Consider the following 15,870-nt stretch of genomic DNA (forward strand, 5'->3'; position numbering starts at 1 on the left):
GGCATGAATTACGCTTGTGGCATGCAGGGCTAACCAAGCCTAAGTTGCTTCCAAAGGAAGCAACTTGCTCAAATCCGTGCTCTCTACAAGGGCTTCATCCAGCCCTTCATTCCAGTCGCCCAGGGTTTCGTCAGCAAGAAAACCTGCGACTTCCATCAATTGGTGCTCATCATAGTCTTCAGCGAAACTATCCTGCACTTCATCCAGCACCGCCGCAAACTTTTTGTCCTTGCGCAAGGCGTTCAGGAAAATTTCTGTGACCTGCGCATATTGCGCTTTGTCCTCACCTGCGTAGATACGGGCGAATTCGCGTAATTGCCAGGCAGATTCAGGATCAGGCAAGATCGCCAGTGCAACGCTGACAAAATCCTCAAGCACGATTTGCCGTTTGAAGCCATGGCGATACAAGGCACGCAAGACATTCTCACCGCTATGCTGACCATCGGCGCAAACACGCGCTGCCAGCAAAAACAGTGTCTGTTCTGTATAGCCGTATTTTTCAAAGAGTTTATCGATGAGCCTGTAATGATAGGTTTCATGGCCCATGTCCCAGTTAAACAGGAGTTGGGCAAATTGCGGTATATAGTTTTGATCAGCCAGCACCAGTTCTGCAATGGCATAACTGCCTCTGGGGTGGTATTCATCCTGCCAGGTGTTGCTCTCATGATTGACATTGCTCACATATTGCGAGATCAATGATCTCAGGGCAGCAAACTTTACCCCTTCATGGAAGAAGGCACGTTCATGGACGATGGTGTCGCCATGCCTGAAAATGATCTTGTAATCACTGGATTGTTTACCATTGCCAAGATCTAGAAATTTTTCCATGTCAGATGTAGCGGCAATCAATTGCTCGCAGGCCGCTTGCAGGCCTGCCTCATCCATCTGTATATCTATGGTGAGGACCAGCCAGTCGCCAAAATTTTTTCTGTCACCTGCGTGTCGCCAGCGCTGCATCTGTCATTCCTATTAAGAAGTAAGCTGAGGATTATGGCATTTTTTTAATCGACAAGCCGATTGGTGATATCCTCACGCAAAAATGTAATACAAAGCCAGAAAAAAATTAGATAAATACAGGCATCAACTTAATGATCAAAAGTCCTGCCAGTGGTGTCGCGGTGGTTTGGTTTTAGCAAAAACAATACTTACAATGATTTTAATTTCTAAAAATCCCGGATTATCCAGGCGAGAAAGTAGTCACTAATGGGAATAATTGCTTTCGCCGGTTTATTGATTTGCCTTGCCGGTGCAGTTTTACTATATCTAATCTGCGGATGGGCAGTCAATCGCAAATTCAGCGCACAAAGCGCCCGTCGTCGTTCTGTCATTCATAACCTCAGTGTATTCGTGCTCGTCCTTACGGCTTGGTTAGCTTTCAACTACTCTGATATCGTCAAACAACATCAGATAGACGCATTTACCCAAGATTGTGGCTGGAAAGTATATAAACAAGCGGTCGATGTTGAAGGCGTTTATCTGGAAGATGACAATACAGGCCGGTACGGTGATATCAATAAACTTTATCTGGGTATTTACCCCCAGATTGAATATCAGGACAAGGGAAAAAAATTTCATGTAAAAAAACTAGGCAGTGCGGAAGAGTCAACGTTAAACAAGCGTACTTTCAGATACGGTTTTCGCAGGGAGCATCAAGAACTGCCGCATCAACTTACGCGATATGCCATAACCTACCTGGACTTTGATACACAAGAAAAGTTAGCAGAGGATATTTTTTACGAAATCAACGACACAAGCAATCCGGATATCCAGTCCTTGATGTTTTTTTTCGTCAGTTATCACCCGCATTCTTGCGGATGGGCTGGATCATTGGAACGTGAAAGGCGTTATAAGTCTGTATTGCGTCCCAAACTCGTAGAAAAATCTGAATTAGCAGAACATGCGTCACGGCTATAGTGGAGAGCATGTATATTCCCAGTAGGGTGCGCCGTGCGCACCGCTCCGTGAAGTTTGAATGAGTTAGCAGGCGGTGCGCACGGCGCACCGTACAAAATCAAAGCGCTTCCAGCGCCCGCGCCAATATCTCCACATCATCCTCGGTATTCAAATAAGAAAACGATGCCCGCGCTATGCTTTGCAAGCCACGCGCCTGCATGTCCAGAGGTGTATAGGGGACGCCGTTTGCACCTATGTAGATGCGTTGCTGGGCCAGTGTGTTTTTCAGGGCCATCGCATCATGCCCTTGCAAGTTGAAAGAGACTATGCCGGATCGGGCGCCCTCTCCCAGATCATGCAGGCTGATGGCCGGGATGTTTGCCAGACGTTGGCGGCAAGCTGCTGCCAATGCAGCGCTGACAGCGCCCAACTGGGCGACGCCCGTGTTCAGTGCCAGTCTGACTGATTCTGCCAGCCCCAGTTGCAGGGCGACTGCGGCTTCGCTGGTTTCAAAGCGGCGAGCGTCATTGCGCAGATGGGTTTCATTTGCCGTGATGGGGGCAGATGAAACATCGACCCAGGCGGGTTCCAGTTTATCGAGAAATGATTTGCGCACATACAGCAAGGCGGTGCCGCGTGGGCCGCGCAAGTGTTTGCGGCCTGCGCTTTTTAATATATCGCATTGCAGGGCTTTGACATCAATCGCTACTTGCCCCATGGCTTGCCCGGCGTCGATGAGATAAGGCACGCCAGCCGCGGCGGCGACACGGCCGACGGCAGCGGCGTCATTAATGAGACCACCATTGGCGGGCAGCCAGGTCAGCGAGACCAGGCGTACATGTTTGTCGATCATTTGTGCCAGGGCATTTGCATCGACACTGCCGTCCGCATGGCTGGGGATAGTCTCTACCGTCGCACCTGCGCGCTGTGCGGCACGCTGGTAATTAGCGAGGTTGCCGCCCCACTCCTGTCGCCCTGTCAGTATTCTGTCGCCCGGTTTTAATTGTGGCATGGCGGCAAATACACTGCCAAAGGCACTGGAGCCTGAGCTCATGAGGGCGATTTCATCGCTGCTGGCATTGATCAGTGCGGCCGCATCTTCACGCAGGCTTTGCAATCTGTCCGCCACCAATAAAGCAGCCTCCATGGGGCCGACCTGCGCTTCGAGATCAAGGTGGGCATGGATGGCTTGCAAAGAAGCTTGCGGCAATAGCGAGGCACCGGCATGATTCAGGTGCGTGCCTTGATCAAGGCCGGGTGTCTGCATACGCAATTGCGCGAGTTGTTCAGTAGTGAGCACGGACTTGATCATGCTTCCACCAAAGTGACTATCGCATCGACTTCTACCGCTGCACCTGTGGGCAGACTGGATACTCCTATTGCCGTGCGGGCATGGCGGCCACGCTCACCCAGAACAGCAACGAAGAGATCAGATGCGCCATTGGCTACGGCGCTGTGGCCATCAAAATCATGGCTGGCGGCGACGAATACGCCCAGGCGCTGTACCTGTGCTATGCGCCCTATGTCACCACCAGTGACTGCATCAATGACGGCCAGAAGGCGCAGCGCTGCCATTTGCGCTTCTTTGTGTGCTGCCTCGACTGAGCCGCCTGCACCCAGCACGCCGTCTTTGGCTGTGCCTGGATTACCTATCTGCCCGGCGATGATGAGCTGCCTGCCTTGCAGGGTGTAGCTGAGATAATTTGCTGCCGGAGCCTTGACGGGTGGCAGGGTGAGACCGAGTTCTTGCAGTTTTGTTGCGATGCTGGACATGTTGTTTCCTTAAACAAGTTGAGAATTGATGGACAATAAAAGCTTGCCTTGCGTACCGCGTTCTGCCAGTGCCGCATGCGCTTGTGCCACATCTGCCAGCGCATATTCGGCATGGATGCGCAGCTTGACCGTGCCAGTGGACAGGTAGTCAAACACCTTGCCTGCATGTTCCTGCAAGATGGTGGATGTGTTCAGATAATGCGGCAAGACCGGGCGTGTCAGGGTGATGCTCTTACGCATGAGTTGCAGGACATCGACAGGATCAGGCTGGCCGCTGGCGGCACCAAATAAAATGACATGGCCGCAAGGGGCGACGACATCCAGGCTTTGGGTGAAAGTACTTTTACCGACGGAATCAAACACCACATTAACGCCGCGCCCCTGGGTTTTATCGCGGATGTGGGCGACCCAGTCTATGCCATCTTCATACGCCACTGGCTGGGCACCAACGCTGCGCAACCAGTCAGCCTTGCTGGCGGACGATGCCGTGCCAAATACCGTCAGACCGCGTGCCACCAGTAACTGCACAAGCCAGCCGCCAACACCGCCAGCGGCAGCGTGCACCAATACCGACCCGGATGCTGGCAGGCGAGCGACATCGTCAGTCAGCATGATGGCAGTCAGGCCGTGCTCTATGGCGGCGCAGGCATCACGCAGGCTGACAGCATCGGGTATGCGTATCAAGTGCGCGGCAGGTACGGCCACCTGGCTGGCATAGGTGCCCTGCACACCTGTGGTATAGGCTACCCTGTCGCCCGCATACCAGCCGCTGCCCGCCGGTGCGCTGGCGACGATGCCTGTGCCCTCTATACCCATGGGCCAGGGCTGTTTAACGCCGGGGTAGCGGCCTTCACGCTGGTAGACATCGACAAAATTAATACCCGCCCAGGCGGCATTGACGATGACATCGCCGGTGGGTGGAGGCATATCCTGCAAAAGCAATTGCTCAGGCCCGCCAAACTGGTTCACGATGATCGCCTGCATGGTCTTTCCTCTGTCAAGTTTCGATGGGCTAATTATTGTCGTAATATAGGCGGGTAAAAAACGATACTTTCGCAATATGAAAGTGAGGAAAATTCAATATGCAAGGAAAACTGCCACCCCTGTTCACGCTGCAAGCCTTTGAGGCAGCCTCGCGCCTGGGCAGTTTTAGCAAGGCAGCCGATGAGCTGAGCCTGACGCCGGGTGCCATCAGCCGCCAGATACGCCAGCTTGAAGACTGGAGCAGCCTGACCCTGTTCAAGCGCCAGGGCCCCAAAGTCAGCCTGACCGATGACGGCGCAGCGCTGCTGACTCGCCTTGCTGGCCCCCTGTCCGCCTTGCACCAGGCAATTTACCCACCGGCAGATGCCGCAACAAAGACCCTGCACATCTCCACCCTGGCATCCATCGCCAAGGAATGGCTGTTGCCACGCCTGGCCAGCTTCAGTGCGGCCCACCCGCATATACGCCTGATCATTGATACCGACTACGCACTGGTGCGCCCTGCCCCACGCGTGGCAATGGTGGCGATACGCCACGGTGCAAGGCAAAGTACAGACCAGATTTGCGAGACCTTGTTCACAGACCGCTTATTGGCAGTGACATCGCCAGAAGTCAGGAGCAGGCTGGGTACAGATGCACGCCTGTGGCCCGCATCGATGATGCTGCAGCACCTGTCACTGGACCCGGCTCACTGGCTGGCTGCCGCTGGCCTGCCTGAGGACTACAGTTTGCAAGGCCAGGCCTATAACGATGCCGATGTCCTGCTTGAAGCCGCCCAGCACAGCCAGGGCATCGCCCTGGGCCGCCTGTCGATCGCCTGGAGACGCCTGCAGGCTGGCAGCCTGGTACTGGCTAACAATACCATCTGCCCTAGCTCTCGGGACAATTTGCTGGTCTTGCGGGAAGATAGTGCGGCACTGCCCGAGGTGCAGACCTTTACCACCTGGCTACGTGAGCAGGCCAGGCTGTGGCAGATGGAAATGGACAAATTCGACAGCATGCATCAGGTCGGGCAGGGATGATAAGTATCTCAGTGTGCCCACAAAGCTATCACTGTGATGGAACTGATTGTTTTAATTAACAGATTAATGCGTGAAACAAGCGGCCAGCGCTCAACGCGTTGCCCTGTGACGCTGACGAAAATCCAAATGAAGTTTACAATGGAGGAAACTTCATCTCTGCAATATGGTCTCATATTGGTACAAGCGAGATTTTACAAACGCAATCTCAGGGCCTGTTGCAGTAATCCTGATTCGATCAATTCGAGAGTAGCGTCATGAAACCAGTGAACAACACCATAGATGTAGCCAGCCTGAGCGCTATTGTGGGCATTACGGCCTTGACCGGATTGCTGTTATTTAATATCCATGAAACAAGGCAGGCTGCTGTCGCCGGCCTGCAGGCCAGTACTGCCGCTAAAGTGGCCGCAGGCAATGCCAGGCCAGCCTCGCGACTGGTTGGTAAAGCAGAATGGTCACAATTAAGCGCAGCCCAGCAAAAGACCCTGTCACCCCTGCTCAGTCAATGGGGTAAGCTTGACGACAAGAACAAGGCAAAATGGATCACCATCGCCGACCGCTACCCAGGCCTAAAACCTGAAGAACAAAAACGCATACAAAAGCGCATGGAACTGTGGGCGCAACTGAGCCCAGAGCAAAAACAGATCGCCCGCCTGAACTACGCACAGGCCAAGAAAATCGAGACTGCCCAAAAAACCAGGCAATGGGAGTTGTACCAGCAATTGCCAGCAGAGAAAAAACAATTGCTGGCCAGCGGCATGCCTTTCCAGCTCGCCAACGTACCCGCACCCAAAACCCTGGCAGACACCGTTGCAACCGTCAGCACTGAAAGCACCGCTGCATCTGTCACTGAGCAGAGCTCGGCTTCAGCCAGCCAGTCTGCTGACCTGGAGGTAACGGCTTCTCCCGCCAGCCGTGGGGATTTGCCGGTCGCGAAGTAAGCTCAAAAGCAAGCATGCTGAAAATACCCCGGACTGAGACGGACTCAAGCCGGGGTATTTTTATGAGCACCTGCGTAAAAAATAGCAATAAACGACCAACATGAAATTTTCAAGAAAACTATGCACAACCTTGCTCTTGTGCGCATTCGTAAGCATTAACGCCAAGGCCGACAACAAGGCGGCCCCGGCTTTTTGCGAACAGTTAAAAGCATTTTCAACAGATTTGAAAATCGATCAGAGCCGCAGCATTACTTTCTTTGTCCGCCATGTCGATATTCTCTCGTATCAGAGAGTATGCAAGCAGAGCAAAGCAGACGACGGAGCAGACGACAAAGGCAGAGCATTTTGTAACTGGTTGAGCAAAAACAGTTCTGGCGAGTTCATGGCTGCCAATGTCACCAGAGCATTGTCATGCGTAACGGGGAGCACTAACTTTTTTGGCAGACCAATGGAAATTAAAGAACTCAAAGGAAAATTGACTGCCTTTGAGCCTTTTCAAGACATGCCGGACATCATCATCGACTTCAAATACTCATTTGATGTACGTGCAAAAGACGAAGAGAATTATTTCACGATTACGACACGCAGAGTGAAGCTGGAAGAGGATTGAGGGTATTTTTCCCGCATCATGGCAACTGGTGTTTTGCCATGCCTGTAAATCAGGAACATGCTACTTGCATCCTCAACAGATTAATGCAATGCTAAGGCATCACACCGCCACCAGGATGCCATCATGTTTTTTTCCACTTCAGCCAAACCAGACGAAGACAGTGATCGTTTATTGGGCATGAATATGACACCGTCGATCGGCGTCATTCTGGTGCTGATGAAGGTAATGATCATTGGTGTTCCAAGGCAGCGGGATATGTTGCTATGGAAACTGCCAAGCCTGAATTATGCTGCCTGCGACGGCATGGCCGAAATATCTTTAATAAAAATTACGATAGACTTTGACGACAGCATATTGTGGGACGGGCATGTGATATCTATTGAAGAGATGCAAGCCCGTTTGTCACAAATAAGCAAGGCCGAAGCCTTGCCAGCAGTGGTGTACTTGAAACCAAGCTTCATGACCAGCCACGCGAGCCTGGTATCAGTTACCAATGGCATACGGCGCAGCGGAATAGACAGCATACGTCTGGTGATGAGTGAGTTCAGGACGGTATCATAAAGGCGTAGGGCGCATGCCATGTCTTTATTCAATAAGCATGTACCCGCATAGGCCCCAGTTTGACGATGCTTCCTTTGTTCTTTTCTATGAATGCGATCATTTGCGCCTTTTTTTCTTCGCTTGCTTTTCCGAATTTAAAGCTGTAATAGGCAACGGTGAAAGACAGGGCTATTACACCCGTGCAAGCGGCGACAAACCACCATGCGTCGCGGTCGATTGGGCTGCCGGACAATATGATCAACATAGATAAAATCGACACAATAATCACAGCACCTATCAGTAACCTCAAATATGCAAAGGCGATAGATTTGAAATTGATGGGAATACGCAGGGCATGCGTATTGTCGATCACAATATAGCTGCCCTGATAAACCAGAGGTATCAAAGAAAAATGATGGAATCGTGTTGCTATATGCAAGTGACTGTCAACAGACTCAACCTGCCCAAAGAATTTGGTACCATAAAACATTCTCTACACTCCAGTGAAATTTGCGCACAGTATCAACCCGGCGTAGCCGTACCAGCCATAATTGCGATGCCGATCTTACTAGCTTTAACAAGTGCAGGCAAATGAAGTAACGGTATGTCGCATTAATGCCGTGACCGTAGAGCGCATTGTAATGCGCCGCATGAGAGCGTTGCACGCCGTGGAAAATATCTATGCCATGTAGCGCGCCTGCAGGCAACTCAATGTGAGACTAGGCTTCAAAAATTCCCACAAACTTTGCCGCATCCCATTTCTTGCGATCAGAAACCTGACCGTCGCCGAGTTCCATCAACCTCGCTACACCGTGACTATTCAAAACGATATCGATGGAAAAAAAAGGGCTGTCTATTCGCCGTGCAATATTCAACACGATATCGGGCACCACATCATCACGCGCATAGACATGGCCACCCAATACAAAGTAGCGTTCTTCTGTTTCAGGCAATAGCTCTTCAAACTCACGCACGCAGTTGCCGCCTTCAATCTGGCCGCGGTAGCGTTCTATCATACTGACGATTTCGCGCACCTCGTCTGCATTGCGTGCCACCGATCCTCGGCTTGTGGTCAGGGACTTCACATAGTCCTTGACGAAATACGCCTTCCAGCCTGTGCTTGCCAGTGCTGCGTCAAAGTCGTCATCGCGCGTCAGGAAGATGGTGTCTGGTGTCACGTCGCGACAAGCCTCATACCATGCAGGCAGGTAATGACATTGCCTGTATTGATGGGCAGTAGTGAGCAGACTGGCATTTTTTGCTGCAATTGCCTGTTCCAGTTGGGCGTAGCGCTCTGGTGTCAGCATCCAACCCCTGTATAGTATATTCCCGGAAAACTGGTTTGCCGGTCTTGGCCTGAAGTCACCGGACTCAAAGTCTTCTGCCGAAAACAGGAAACAGGTCAGGCCTGCTGCTTTGGCCGCATGGAATTCTTCTGCATAGGCTTCATCAGGCTGGTTCTTGTCAAAGGGATCGCAAGGATAGAGGAGTTGCATGTTTTATTTTTATGCTTGTATAGATGATTGCTTGTGCAATTTCAGCCTGTCACTTCAGATGATTGAATCAAAGAAGAGGTATCAGACTGGCCGTGACCGTAGGGCGCATTGTAATGCGCCGCATGAGAGCATTGCAAACGTGGGAGAAATACCGATGCCGTACACGCCGCGTACATGCGGGCACTGCAATACGCCTTACGTGCCAGCGTAATTGAGCGATAGAAAACGTGCGATTACGCTACGCTAATCGCACCTACGCGATGCATCTTGACTGCCTCAATTGCCTTTATAAATCCCTGCTTCGAGCGTGTAGTCGCCGCTGCGGACATAGTAAGTGGATTTATTTTCGAGTTGTTTGGTGACGGGATTATTGTAGCGGTAATCGACCCAGCCCTTGCCCTTGGACTTGGCACCTTCGACGATTTCCTTGCGGAACAGTTTACCGTCTGCATCTGGCAAGACGATCATGTTCTTACCGATGAGCTTGGGATTGACGGGGTGGGCCATGGTGGTGCCATCTATGCTGCGTACGACCAGATAAATTTCGCCTTTGACAAATTCAGGGTTTTTGTTATTGACCTCTTTGATGAGCGCTTCAATACTGTTTTTCTTGACATAGGCCAGACCTTTTTCAACCATGTCGATAGCATCAGACGGGTTATCCGCATAGGCATTCGGGAAAATCATGGAACTTAACAATGCCAGAAAAATCAGCGCGAAACGTTTCATGATGTCTCCCTGTATGGTATTGGTCTTGGCTCAGTATAGGCAAGTCGCATGGGTGAGACAAGCTATATTGCAGAAAAGCCGCATGGGCAAAGCCACAAATGCGGGGAAAACTCAGATGCACTGATTTAGCATGTCTTTTCATTAAATCCAGGGAATACCTCTCTGGTTTGTCATATTTTCATGCAACTCAGGAAGCCATCACCATGCAACTACTCTACCAAACCCATTCCCCTATGCCCGCAAGGTATTGGTATTCGCCCATGAAGCCGGCCTGGCCGGGCAGATAGAAGTCATCCACCACGAGACCAGCCCGACCAATCGTAATGAAGCCGTATATGCGCAAAACCCTTTGGGCAAGGTGCCAGTGCTGGTGCGCCCCGGCTTGCCGCCGCTGTTTGATTCTGACGTGATTTGTGAATACCTTGATACCCTGCACTCTGGCAGGCCGCTGATTCCGCGCGAAGGCGAAGCGCACTGGCATGCCTTGCGGGTGCAGGCGGTGGCCAAGGGCATGGCAGATTCTGGCATCGCAGTGCGCTGGGAAACCTCGCGCCGCCCGGAAGCCCTGCGCTACCAGCCGCTACGTGATGGTCATACGCAAAAGCTGCTGGCCAGCTATGACTGGCTGGAGCAAGGGCTGGATGTGGATGGCCCTGTCCATATTGGCCACATTGCCGTGGCAACGTCCTTGAGCTGGCTGGAATTTCGCGGCTTGCCCGGTTTCAGGGATGGTCGCCCCAATCTGGTCGCATGGTATGAAGAATTCATTACGCGGCCATCGATGCGGGCGACACCCCTGTCAGGTGAAACCCAGGACTGAGCTGGACTTATACAGCCTCGTCGAGTGATACAGGGATAGTCAAACCGCGCTTGACCAGACCCAGGCTGACATTGGTAGTGAAGCGCCTGACGTTGACATTCTCTTGCATGAGGCGCGACATCAGGGCATCAAAGGCTTCCATATGGGGTGCGGTGACGATGAGGACAAAATCAACTTCGCCGGTGACGTAAAAGGCTTGCTGTATATGTTCCTGCTCATTGAGCCAGGTGCGCAGTTGCGCCAGCAGTTCTGGCCGTTCGCGCTCAACTTCAAGCGAGACGATGAAGAAATTCGGGCGGCCAATTTTAAGCGGATCAACGATTGCAGCATCCCGCAGAATGACGCCCTGCTCACGCATGCGGCGCAAGCGTCTTTGTATGGCAGACGGTGACAGCGGCACCTGTTCAGCCAGGCGCTCAGCCGCCAGGCTGGAATCTTGTTGCACGAGATTGAGTAACTGGCGGTCGAATCTGTCGAGTTGCATGGTGGATATTGGTCTGCTGGAAGTGGCATGACAATCTGCTGTTGTGCAGGATTGTAGCACCCGGTGATCAGGCTTACTTCTTCGTCCTGGGCTTGGCGGGAAAGGCAAGTCCAAATACCTGACGCGCCAGTGGGTGCGCATCTTCTGGCAACCAGCCTTCGTAATAGGCGGCGATGGCTTCCAGTATGTCGCGGCGGGCGAGTACGGCATTGATCTGCTCTATGACTTGCTCACCAAAGGGCCCCTTGGAGCAGGCAGCATAGCCGGACAGGAAAGCCGGTTGCTCTTGCAGCGGATAGAATTTCAGATCGACAAAGTCAGCGCTGTCGCGGTTATTGAGGAAATTGGCTTCATACGGGTAGCCAAGGATGAGGTTGACACGGCCCAAGGCATTCATCTGGAACAGGCTTTTTGCGGCATTGGGGGCGCTGTTCAAAAAGATATTTTTCTTGCCCTTGTAGGTCGCCAGGAGCTCGTCTATCGCTGCACCATAGCTGCGGCCACTTTGCACACCGACAGTCAGTACTTCGTCTTCCAGCAGTTTGCTGAAATTGAGTTTATCACCCGCGACGAGGTAGGGCCGCAACTGGGCAATCTGTGCACGCGGTATCATGGCACCAGGTGGTATCTGGGCGAAAAATGGCGTGGAGAACACCATGGTTTTTTCACGTTCGGCATTTTTAAATAGGCCCAGGGCGCAGGCATTGGCTTCATCCCTGAGCATGAGCTCCAGGCGTTTGAGTGGCACGTTGATGAATTTGTGCTGGTAGCCTGGCAGGTTGGGAATGAGATGGCGTTGCAGGGCCAGATCAACAATGCCCTCACCCTTGCCTGGTCCCTCGGGTATATACAAAGGAGGCAGCGGAAAAACATACCAGTTGATCTCGCTGGCGGCCTGACTTACAGCCGGTACAAGGCCACTGGCAAGCACACCCATGGCCAGTGCTGTGCCCCTGAGCCATTTCCTTACACACGCCTGCAGACATGAGACACGCCGCATTCACCCTCCCACTGTTCATTCTTGCTTACATACCTCATAAGTATGTCATATTTTGCAAGTTTGACAAAGATGATAGCCCGCATGCGTTTGAGAAAAACCAAAAGGCTCACCACAGAGACACAGAGGTAACACAGAGTAAAGGAAGATTCTTAGAGGACGCAAAGTAGATGATAAACAGAGAGGAGGCATGCTCCTCCTTTTTTCTATGCAAAATCCCCATCTGTCGATACCGACAAGACCCGCCATTGCTGCAACTCTTGCTGGTGTTTTTCGAGGCTGGCGCCAATAACCTCTATCGCGTCTGAACCGGCGGCATAACGCAATGGTGGTTCTGCCATATTGCTGATGGTTACCACAGCAGCCCCCAGTTTGACCGGGTCACCAGCTTGCTGGTGATTGTAGCTGGCGAAAGTCTCGCGGCTGTTGATGCCACTGCTGGCATAGTCGGCGATGGTTTTATCACCATAGCGTACCGAGGTCTGATCCAGGAAATCAGTGCGGAAGAAGCCGGGTTCAACGATGGTGATGTGTATGCCAAAGCGTGCCACTTCCAGCGCCAGTGATTCTGAAAAACCTTCTATGGCGAACTTGCTGGCGCAATACACCGATGCGCTTTCAAAACCGGCGATACCGCCTATTGAAGACAGGTTAAAGATATGTCCGCGTCTTTGCTCACGCATGACAGGCAAGGCGGCGCGTGCCATGTTCATGCTGCCATACAAATTGGTGTCGAATTGCTGGCGTATCTCTGCCGTGCTGATTTCTTCAAACAGGCCCAGTTGACCATAGCCCGCATTATTGACCAGCACATCCAGGCTGCCAAATTGCGCGCAGGCTTCCTTGACGGCGGCCTGTGCCTGGGCTTCATCATTGACGTCGAGTGTCAGTGCCAGCACCTTGTCACCATAGCTGGCGAACTGGCTTTGCAGTTTGCTGATATCGCGGCCAGTGACGACGACCTTGTCGCTGGCATCGAGTGCGGCTTTGGCGATGGCTGCGCCTATGCCACGGGTGGCACCAGTAATTAACCAGGTTTTTTGTTTCATGATCTGCCTTTCAAGGATGACCGCTGATTGCGGAATGTAGCCATGATAGGCAGCCTGCGTCATAAGCTAAATGCCGGAAACTTTCTGATTCTTGCCTAATCCTATTTCTGGCTTCATTCGGAGAGCAAAGTGCCCGGTATTATTGCTATGATGAATGCCTGTTCCTCTCTGGCCATCCATAAGCAAGAAATAAGCAAAACACAAGCAAAACATGCAAAACAAGGACGACATCAATCAGCAGTTGGCCGCCATGGTCGCCACCATGGCGCAGCAGGAAGGTTTTACTGCATCTGCACTCGACTATGTGCATTTCATGCGTAGTGAGCAAGCCTACAGTCGCACGCCGGTGATGTATGAACCCTGCATCTGCATCATCGTGCAGGGGCGCAAACGGGCCTATCTGGGTGAGGCCATCTACACCTATGATGCGCGGCAATACCTGGTGGTATCTGCCCCCATGCCTTTTGAGGCGGATACTGAGGCGAGCCCCGAGCAACCCATGCTGGGCATACACCTGGGCATACAGCAGACGCTGGCAGCCGAACTGGCACTGGCGGTGCAGGAAGCGCAGCAGTTGCAAGCCGATGTGCCTGCCAACGCCACAATTACCCCCACCTTCATGTATGCCACCCAGGTAGATGATACCCTGGCAGCCGCCGTGCTACGCCTGTTGCAGGCACTGGCATCACCGCTGGAAGCCAGGATACTGGCGCCTGCCATCGTGCGGGAAATCTATTTCCGCATACTCATGGGTGAACAGGGTGCAGCAATGCGGGCGGCGCTGAGCCAGGGCAGTCACTTTCAAAAAATCACCCGTGCCCTGCGCAAGATACACGATGGCTTTAGCGACAAGCTTGATGTCGATAGCCTGGCGCGTGAATCGGGCATGAGCCTGCCCGCCTTTCACCTGCACTTCAAGCAGGTGACGAGTACCACGCCTATCCAGTACATCAAGGCCATGCGTCTGCACAAGGCGCGCCTGTTGATGATACGTTCAGGCATGAATGCCTACACCGCATCGAATACCGTGGGCTATGAAAGCAGCTCGCAGTTCAGCCGTGAATTCAAGCGCCTGTTTGGCCGCAGCCCTCTCGAAGAAGTCAGGCAAATGCGCAGTGTCTTGCGCATGCATGAGGTAGCTGGCTTGTCTTAATCAAAATACAAGGTAAAATAATCCCACCCTTAAGCCTGTCTACCTTCAGCAAGGAGTGCCCCCATGGCGATCACCATAGTCAACAACACTGGCTACGAAGCGTTTCTCACCGTCAACAAAGGTGACCTGGTCATCGCGCGTTGGACACGTACAGGTGCCGGCCACAAGCTGGAAATCCCTACCCATATCATAGGCACTATCGTCGCCAAGGCCAACTTCCAGAACCGGGAATACGTGTCGGACAGGATGCAGTTGAACGACACCGCCGCTTATATCGCACAGATGGAGCAAGACCTGGAAAACAAATCTTATGTCTTGCGCCTGGTCGAAAGTGGCAGCAGCGAGCCACCCTTCATGCAGTTGTACAAGACCTGCACACCAGCTGTCAGTTTCATCATCCAGATGCATGGCCTGTTCGAGCAGGAAATCACCCAATCGCGCGGCTTTAATCCCTACAATTTGCACAGCGGGCCAGCTTATACACTGCAAGCCGTGATCAACGGCATCACCCTGCCGCCCGTGCATTTCAGTGATGAGAATGCGACGATTACGGCGGAGACGGTGCAAAACGATCCCATCGCAGGTTTTTACAGGCTGGAAGTGGCGCAATCAAAAACTTGAAAACCTGGGGCAAGCAATGAGTACATCCAACGCCTGGTTTTTTTGGGCCGCCCTGTCGGCGATGTTTGCAGCGATGACGGCCATTTTTGCGAAGATAGGCATACAGGGCGTAGATTCTGATCTTGCCACCCTGATCCGTACCGCCATCATCATCGTCGTGCTGTCGCTGTTTGTGGTGTATGCCGGTAAATGGGCCAACCCGCTGGCCTTGTCTGGCAAGACCTGGCTGTTTCTGACTTTGTCCGGTCTGGCCACGGGTGCATCCTGGGTATGTTATTTCCGCGCCTTGAAGCTGGGTGAAGCGTCAAAGGTCGCGCCTGTCGATAAATTCAGCCTGGTGCTGGTGGCGGTGTTTGCGTTTGCGTTTCTGGATGAACGGCCATCCTTGCGGGAATGGGCAGGTATAGGCATGGTGGCGGGTGGGGTTTTGTTGTTGGCGTTCAAGCGGTGAGGTTGATTTATTGTTTTGAAAAAGACCAAAAATCTCACCACAGAGACACAGAGAAAGCACAGAGAAAGGCTGAGAGATATGTGGGCAGTAGTAAGTTGCCTGCATCTTTTAGTTCTCGGTGCCCCCTCTGTGGTGAGTGGTCTTAATTTAGTACGTAGGTTGAGCCGGGCCTCGTTAGGCTACGGGGTATCAGCCCAACACTTAGCATTTGCAAACGTGTACGTCATTTGGACGCAGAGTGTTGGGCTGATGAAGCGTAGCCCAACCTACGTGGCTGTGTTGAGTGGTCTTAATTTAGAAAAGCCGTGCC

Annotated in this window: 19 protein-coding genes; 9 read left to right on the top strand and 10 right to left on the bottom strand. The window is 52.5% G+C overall.

The features are described 5' to 3' along the window. Positions 1 to 39: 39 nt before the first annotated feature. A complete protein-coding gene (locus UNDYM_RS21780; protein WP_162042967.1) occupies positions 40 to 957 on the bottom strand; it encodes a hypothetical protein in 918 nt (305 codons plus the stop codon). Between the two features lie 246 nt (positions 958 to 1,203). Between UNDYM_RS21780 and UNDYM_RS21785 the strand changes: the two genes are divergently transcribed. Continuing rightward, the gene (locus UNDYM_RS21785) at positions 1,204 to 1,914 is read left to right on the top strand and encodes a hypothetical protein (protein ID WP_162042969.1); all 711 of its coding nucleotides are present in this window, start codon (positions 1,204 to 1,206) and stop codon (positions 1,912 to 1,914) included. A gap of 97 nt (positions 1,915 to 2,011) precedes the next feature. Here UNDYM_RS21785 and UNDYM_RS21790 read toward each other — a convergent pair whose 3' ends face one another. From UNDYM_RS21790 to UNDYM_RS21800, 3 genes are read right to left on the bottom strand one after another with little or no spacing between them, the layout of a single operon-like run. Next, positions 2,012 to 3,205: an aminotransferase class V-fold PLP-dependent enzyme gene (locus tag UNDYM_RS21790; RefSeq protein ID WP_162042971.1), complete on the bottom strand. Its 1,194-nt coding sequence runs from the start codon at positions 3,203 to 3,205 to the stop codon at positions 2,012 to 2,014. Next, positions 3,202 to 3,666 (bottom strand): RidA family protein, encoded by a 465-nt coding sequence (locus UNDYM_RS21795; protein ID WP_162042973.1) that lies wholly within the window; start codon positions 3,664 to 3,666, stop codon positions 3,202 to 3,204. Before UNDYM_RS21795 ends, UNDYM_RS21790 begins: the two co-directional genes overlap by 4 nt. Before the next feature lie 9 nt (positions 3,667 to 3,675). Then, positions 3,676 to 4,650, bottom strand: a complete 975-nt coding sequence (locus tag UNDYM_RS21800) for a quinone oxidoreductase (protein WP_162042974.1) — start codon at positions 4,648 to 4,650, stop codon at positions 3,676 to 3,678. A gap of 98 nt (positions 4,651 to 4,748) precedes the next feature. Here UNDYM_RS21800 and UNDYM_RS21805 point away from each other — a divergent pair, with 98 nt between their 5' ends. The 4 genes from UNDYM_RS21805 to UNDYM_RS21820 all read left to right on the top strand — a co-directional run bounded on the left by UNDYM_RS21805 (position 4,749) and on the right by UNDYM_RS21820 (position 7,781). Then, positions 4,749 to 5,672 (top strand): LysR family transcriptional regulator, encoded by a 924-nt coding sequence (locus tag UNDYM_RS21805; RefSeq protein ID WP_162042975.1) that lies wholly within the window; start codon positions 4,749 to 4,751, stop codon positions 5,670 to 5,672. Between the two features lie 254 nt (positions 5,673 to 5,926). Beyond that, a complete protein-coding gene (locus tag UNDYM_RS21810; protein WP_162042976.1) occupies positions 5,927 to 6,610 on the top strand; it encodes a DUF3106 domain-containing protein in 684 nt (227 codons plus the stop codon). A 100-nt stretch (positions 6,611 to 6,710) separates the two neighbouring features. After that, on the top strand, positions 6,711 to 7,220 hold the full coding sequence (locus UNDYM_RS21815; RefSeq protein ID WP_162042977.1) for a hypothetical protein: 510 nt from the start codon (positions 6,711 to 6,713) through the stop codon (positions 7,218 to 7,220). 123 nt (positions 7,221 to 7,343) lie between these two features. Next, the gene (locus UNDYM_RS21820; protein WP_162042978.1) at positions 7,344 to 7,781 is read left to right on the top strand and encodes a biopolymer transporter ExbD; all 438 of its coding nucleotides are present in this window, start codon (positions 7,344 to 7,346) and stop codon (positions 7,779 to 7,781) included. Between the two features lie 28 nt (positions 7,782 to 7,809). On the opposite strand, the gene UNDYM_RS21825 is transcribed toward UNDYM_RS21820, so the two are convergent. The 3 genes from UNDYM_RS21825 to UNDYM_RS21835 all read right to left on the bottom strand — a co-directional run bounded on the left by UNDYM_RS21825 (position 7,810) and on the right by UNDYM_RS21835 (position 9,985). After that, complete coding sequence (locus tag UNDYM_RS21825) at positions 7,810 to 8,250, bottom strand: hypothetical protein (protein WP_162042979.1); 441 nt, start codon at positions 8,248 to 8,250, stop codon at positions 7,810 to 7,812. Positions 8,251 to 8,479: 229 nt separating this feature from the next. Next, positions 8,480 to 9,256, bottom strand: coding sequence for an ATP-grasp domain-containing protein (locus UNDYM_RS21830; RefSeq protein WP_162042980.1), 777 nt, complete (start codon positions 9,254 to 9,256; stop codon positions 8,480 to 8,482). Between the two features lie 276 nt (positions 9,257 to 9,532). Next, complete coding sequence (locus tag UNDYM_RS21835; protein ID WP_162042981.1) at positions 9,533 to 9,985, bottom strand: cache domain-containing protein; 453 nt, start codon at positions 9,983 to 9,985, stop codon at positions 9,533 to 9,535. Between the two features lie 247 nt (positions 9,986 to 10,232). Between UNDYM_RS21835 and UNDYM_RS21840 the strand changes: the two genes are divergently transcribed. Beyond that, positions 10,233 to 10,805, top strand: a complete 573-nt coding sequence (locus UNDYM_RS21840) for a glutathione S-transferase family protein (RefSeq protein ID WP_197740937.1) — start codon at positions 10,233 to 10,235, stop codon at positions 10,803 to 10,805. A gap of 7 nt (positions 10,806 to 10,812) precedes the next feature. On the opposite strand, the gene UNDYM_RS21845 is transcribed toward UNDYM_RS21840, so the two are convergent. The 3 genes from UNDYM_RS21845 to UNDYM_RS21855 form a co-directional block, all read right to left on the bottom strand. Then, the gene (locus tag UNDYM_RS21845; RefSeq protein WP_162042982.1) at positions 10,813 to 11,289 is read right to left on the bottom strand and encodes an Lrp/AsnC family transcriptional regulator; all 477 of its coding nucleotides are present in this window, start codon (positions 11,287 to 11,289) and stop codon (positions 10,813 to 10,815) included. 73 nt (positions 11,290 to 11,362) lie between these two features. Continuing rightward, entirely contained in the window at positions 11,363 to 12,289 is a 927-nt protein-coding gene (locus UNDYM_RS21850; RefSeq protein WP_162042983.1) for a TIGR02285 family protein, read from the bottom strand. 203 nt (positions 12,290 to 12,492) lie between these two features. Further along, positions 12,493 to 13,335, bottom strand: coding sequence for an oxidoreductase (locus UNDYM_RS21855; RefSeq protein WP_162042984.1), 843 nt, complete (start codon positions 13,333 to 13,335; stop codon positions 12,493 to 12,495). 211 nt (positions 13,336 to 13,546) lie between these two features. Between UNDYM_RS21855 and UNDYM_RS21860 the strand changes: the two genes are divergently transcribed. The 3 genes from UNDYM_RS21860 to UNDYM_RS21870 all read left to right on the top strand — a co-directional run bounded on the left by UNDYM_RS21860 (position 13,547) and on the right by UNDYM_RS21870 (position 15,560). Further along, the gene (locus tag UNDYM_RS21860; protein WP_162042985.1) at positions 13,547 to 14,488 is read left to right on the top strand and encodes an AraC family transcriptional regulator; all 942 of its coding nucleotides are present in this window, start codon (positions 13,547 to 13,549) and stop codon (positions 14,486 to 14,488) included. A 63-nt stretch (positions 14,489 to 14,551) separates the two neighbouring features. After that, complete coding sequence (locus UNDYM_RS21865; RefSeq protein ID WP_162042986.1) at positions 14,552 to 15,109, top strand: hypothetical protein; 558 nt, start codon at positions 14,552 to 14,554, stop codon at positions 15,107 to 15,109. Positions 15,110 to 15,125: 16 nt separating this feature from the next. Further along, the gene (locus tag UNDYM_RS21870) at positions 15,126 to 15,560 is read left to right on the top strand and encodes an EamA family transporter (RefSeq protein WP_162042987.1); all 435 of its coding nucleotides are present in this window, start codon (positions 15,126 to 15,128) and stop codon (positions 15,558 to 15,560) included. Positions 15,561 to 15,870: the final 310 nt, after the last annotated feature.

Origin of the sequence: Undibacterium sp. YM2, from assembly GCF_009937975.1 — a bacterium.
Taxonomy (GTDB): Bacteria; Pseudomonadota; Gammaproteobacteria; order Burkholderiales; family Burkholderiaceae_D; genus Undibacterium.

Bases quoted from the DNA above. Each gene is read 5' to 3' on its own strand.
- UNDYM_RS21835 (WP_162042981.1), bottom strand. From the start codon at position 9,985: ATGAAACGTTTCGCGCTGATTTTTCTGGCATTGTTAAGTTCCATGATT.
- UNDYM_RS21855 (WP_162042984.1), bottom strand. From the start codon at position 13,335: ATGAAACAAAAAACCTGGTTAATTACTGGTGCCACCCGTGGCATAGGC.
- UNDYM_RS21815 (WP_162042977.1), top strand. From the start codon at position 6,711: ATGAAATTTTCAAGAAAACTATGCACAACCTTGCTCTTGTGCGCATTC.
- UNDYM_RS21800 (WP_162042974.1), bottom strand. From the start codon at position 4,650: ATGCAGGCGATCATCGTGAACCAGTTTGGCGGGCCTGAGCAATTGCTT.
- UNDYM_RS21810 (WP_162042976.1), top strand. From the start codon at position 5,927: ATGAAACCAGTGAACAACACCATAGATGTAGCCAGCCTGAGCGCTATT.
- UNDYM_RS21780 (WP_162042967.1), bottom strand. From the start codon at position 957: ATGCAGCGCTGGCGACACGCAGGTGACAGAAAAAATTTTGGCGACTGG.
- UNDYM_RS21860 (WP_162042985.1), top strand. From the start codon at position 13,547: ATGCAAAACAAGGACGACATCAATCAGCAGTTGGCCGCCATGGTCGCC.
- UNDYM_RS21865 (WP_162042986.1), top strand. From the start codon at position 14,552: ATGGCGATCACCATAGTCAACAACACTGGCTACGAAGCGTTTCTCACC.
- UNDYM_RS21805 (WP_162042975.1), top strand. From the start codon at position 4,749: ATGCAAGGAAAACTGCCACCCCTGTTCACGCTGCAAGCCTTTGAGGCA.
- UNDYM_RS21870 (WP_162042987.1), top strand. From the start codon at position 15,126: ATGAGTACATCCAACGCCTGGTTTTTTTGGGCCGCCCTGTCGGCGATG.
- UNDYM_RS21825 (WP_162042979.1), bottom strand. From the start codon at position 8,250: ATGTTTTATGGTACCAAATTCTTTGGGCAGGTTGAGTCTGTTGACAGT.
- UNDYM_RS21785 (WP_162042969.1), top strand. From the start codon at position 1,204: ATGGGAATAATTGCTTTCGCCGGTTTATTGATTTGCCTTGCCGGTGCA.
- UNDYM_RS21790 (WP_162042971.1), bottom strand. From the start codon at position 3,205: ATGATCAAGTCCGTGCTCACTACTGAACAACTCGCGCAATTGCGTATG.
- UNDYM_RS21820 (WP_162042978.1), top strand. From the start codon at position 7,344: ATGTTTTTTTCCACTTCAGCCAAACCAGACGAAGACAGTGATCGTTTA.
- UNDYM_RS21850 (WP_162042983.1), bottom strand. From the start codon at position 12,289: ATGCGGCGTGTCTCATGTCTGCAGGCGTGTGTAAGGAAATGGCTCAGG.
- UNDYM_RS21795 (WP_162042973.1), bottom strand. From the start codon at position 3,666: ATGTCCAGCATCGCAACAAAACTGCAAGAACTCGGTCTCACCCTGCCA.
- UNDYM_RS21830 (WP_162042980.1), bottom strand. From the start codon at position 9,256: ATGCAACTCCTCTATCCTTGCGATCCCTTTGACAAGAACCAGCCTGAT.
- UNDYM_RS21845 (WP_162042982.1), bottom strand. From the start codon at position 11,289: ATGCAACTCGACAGATTCGACCGCCAGTTACTCAATCTCGTGCAACAA.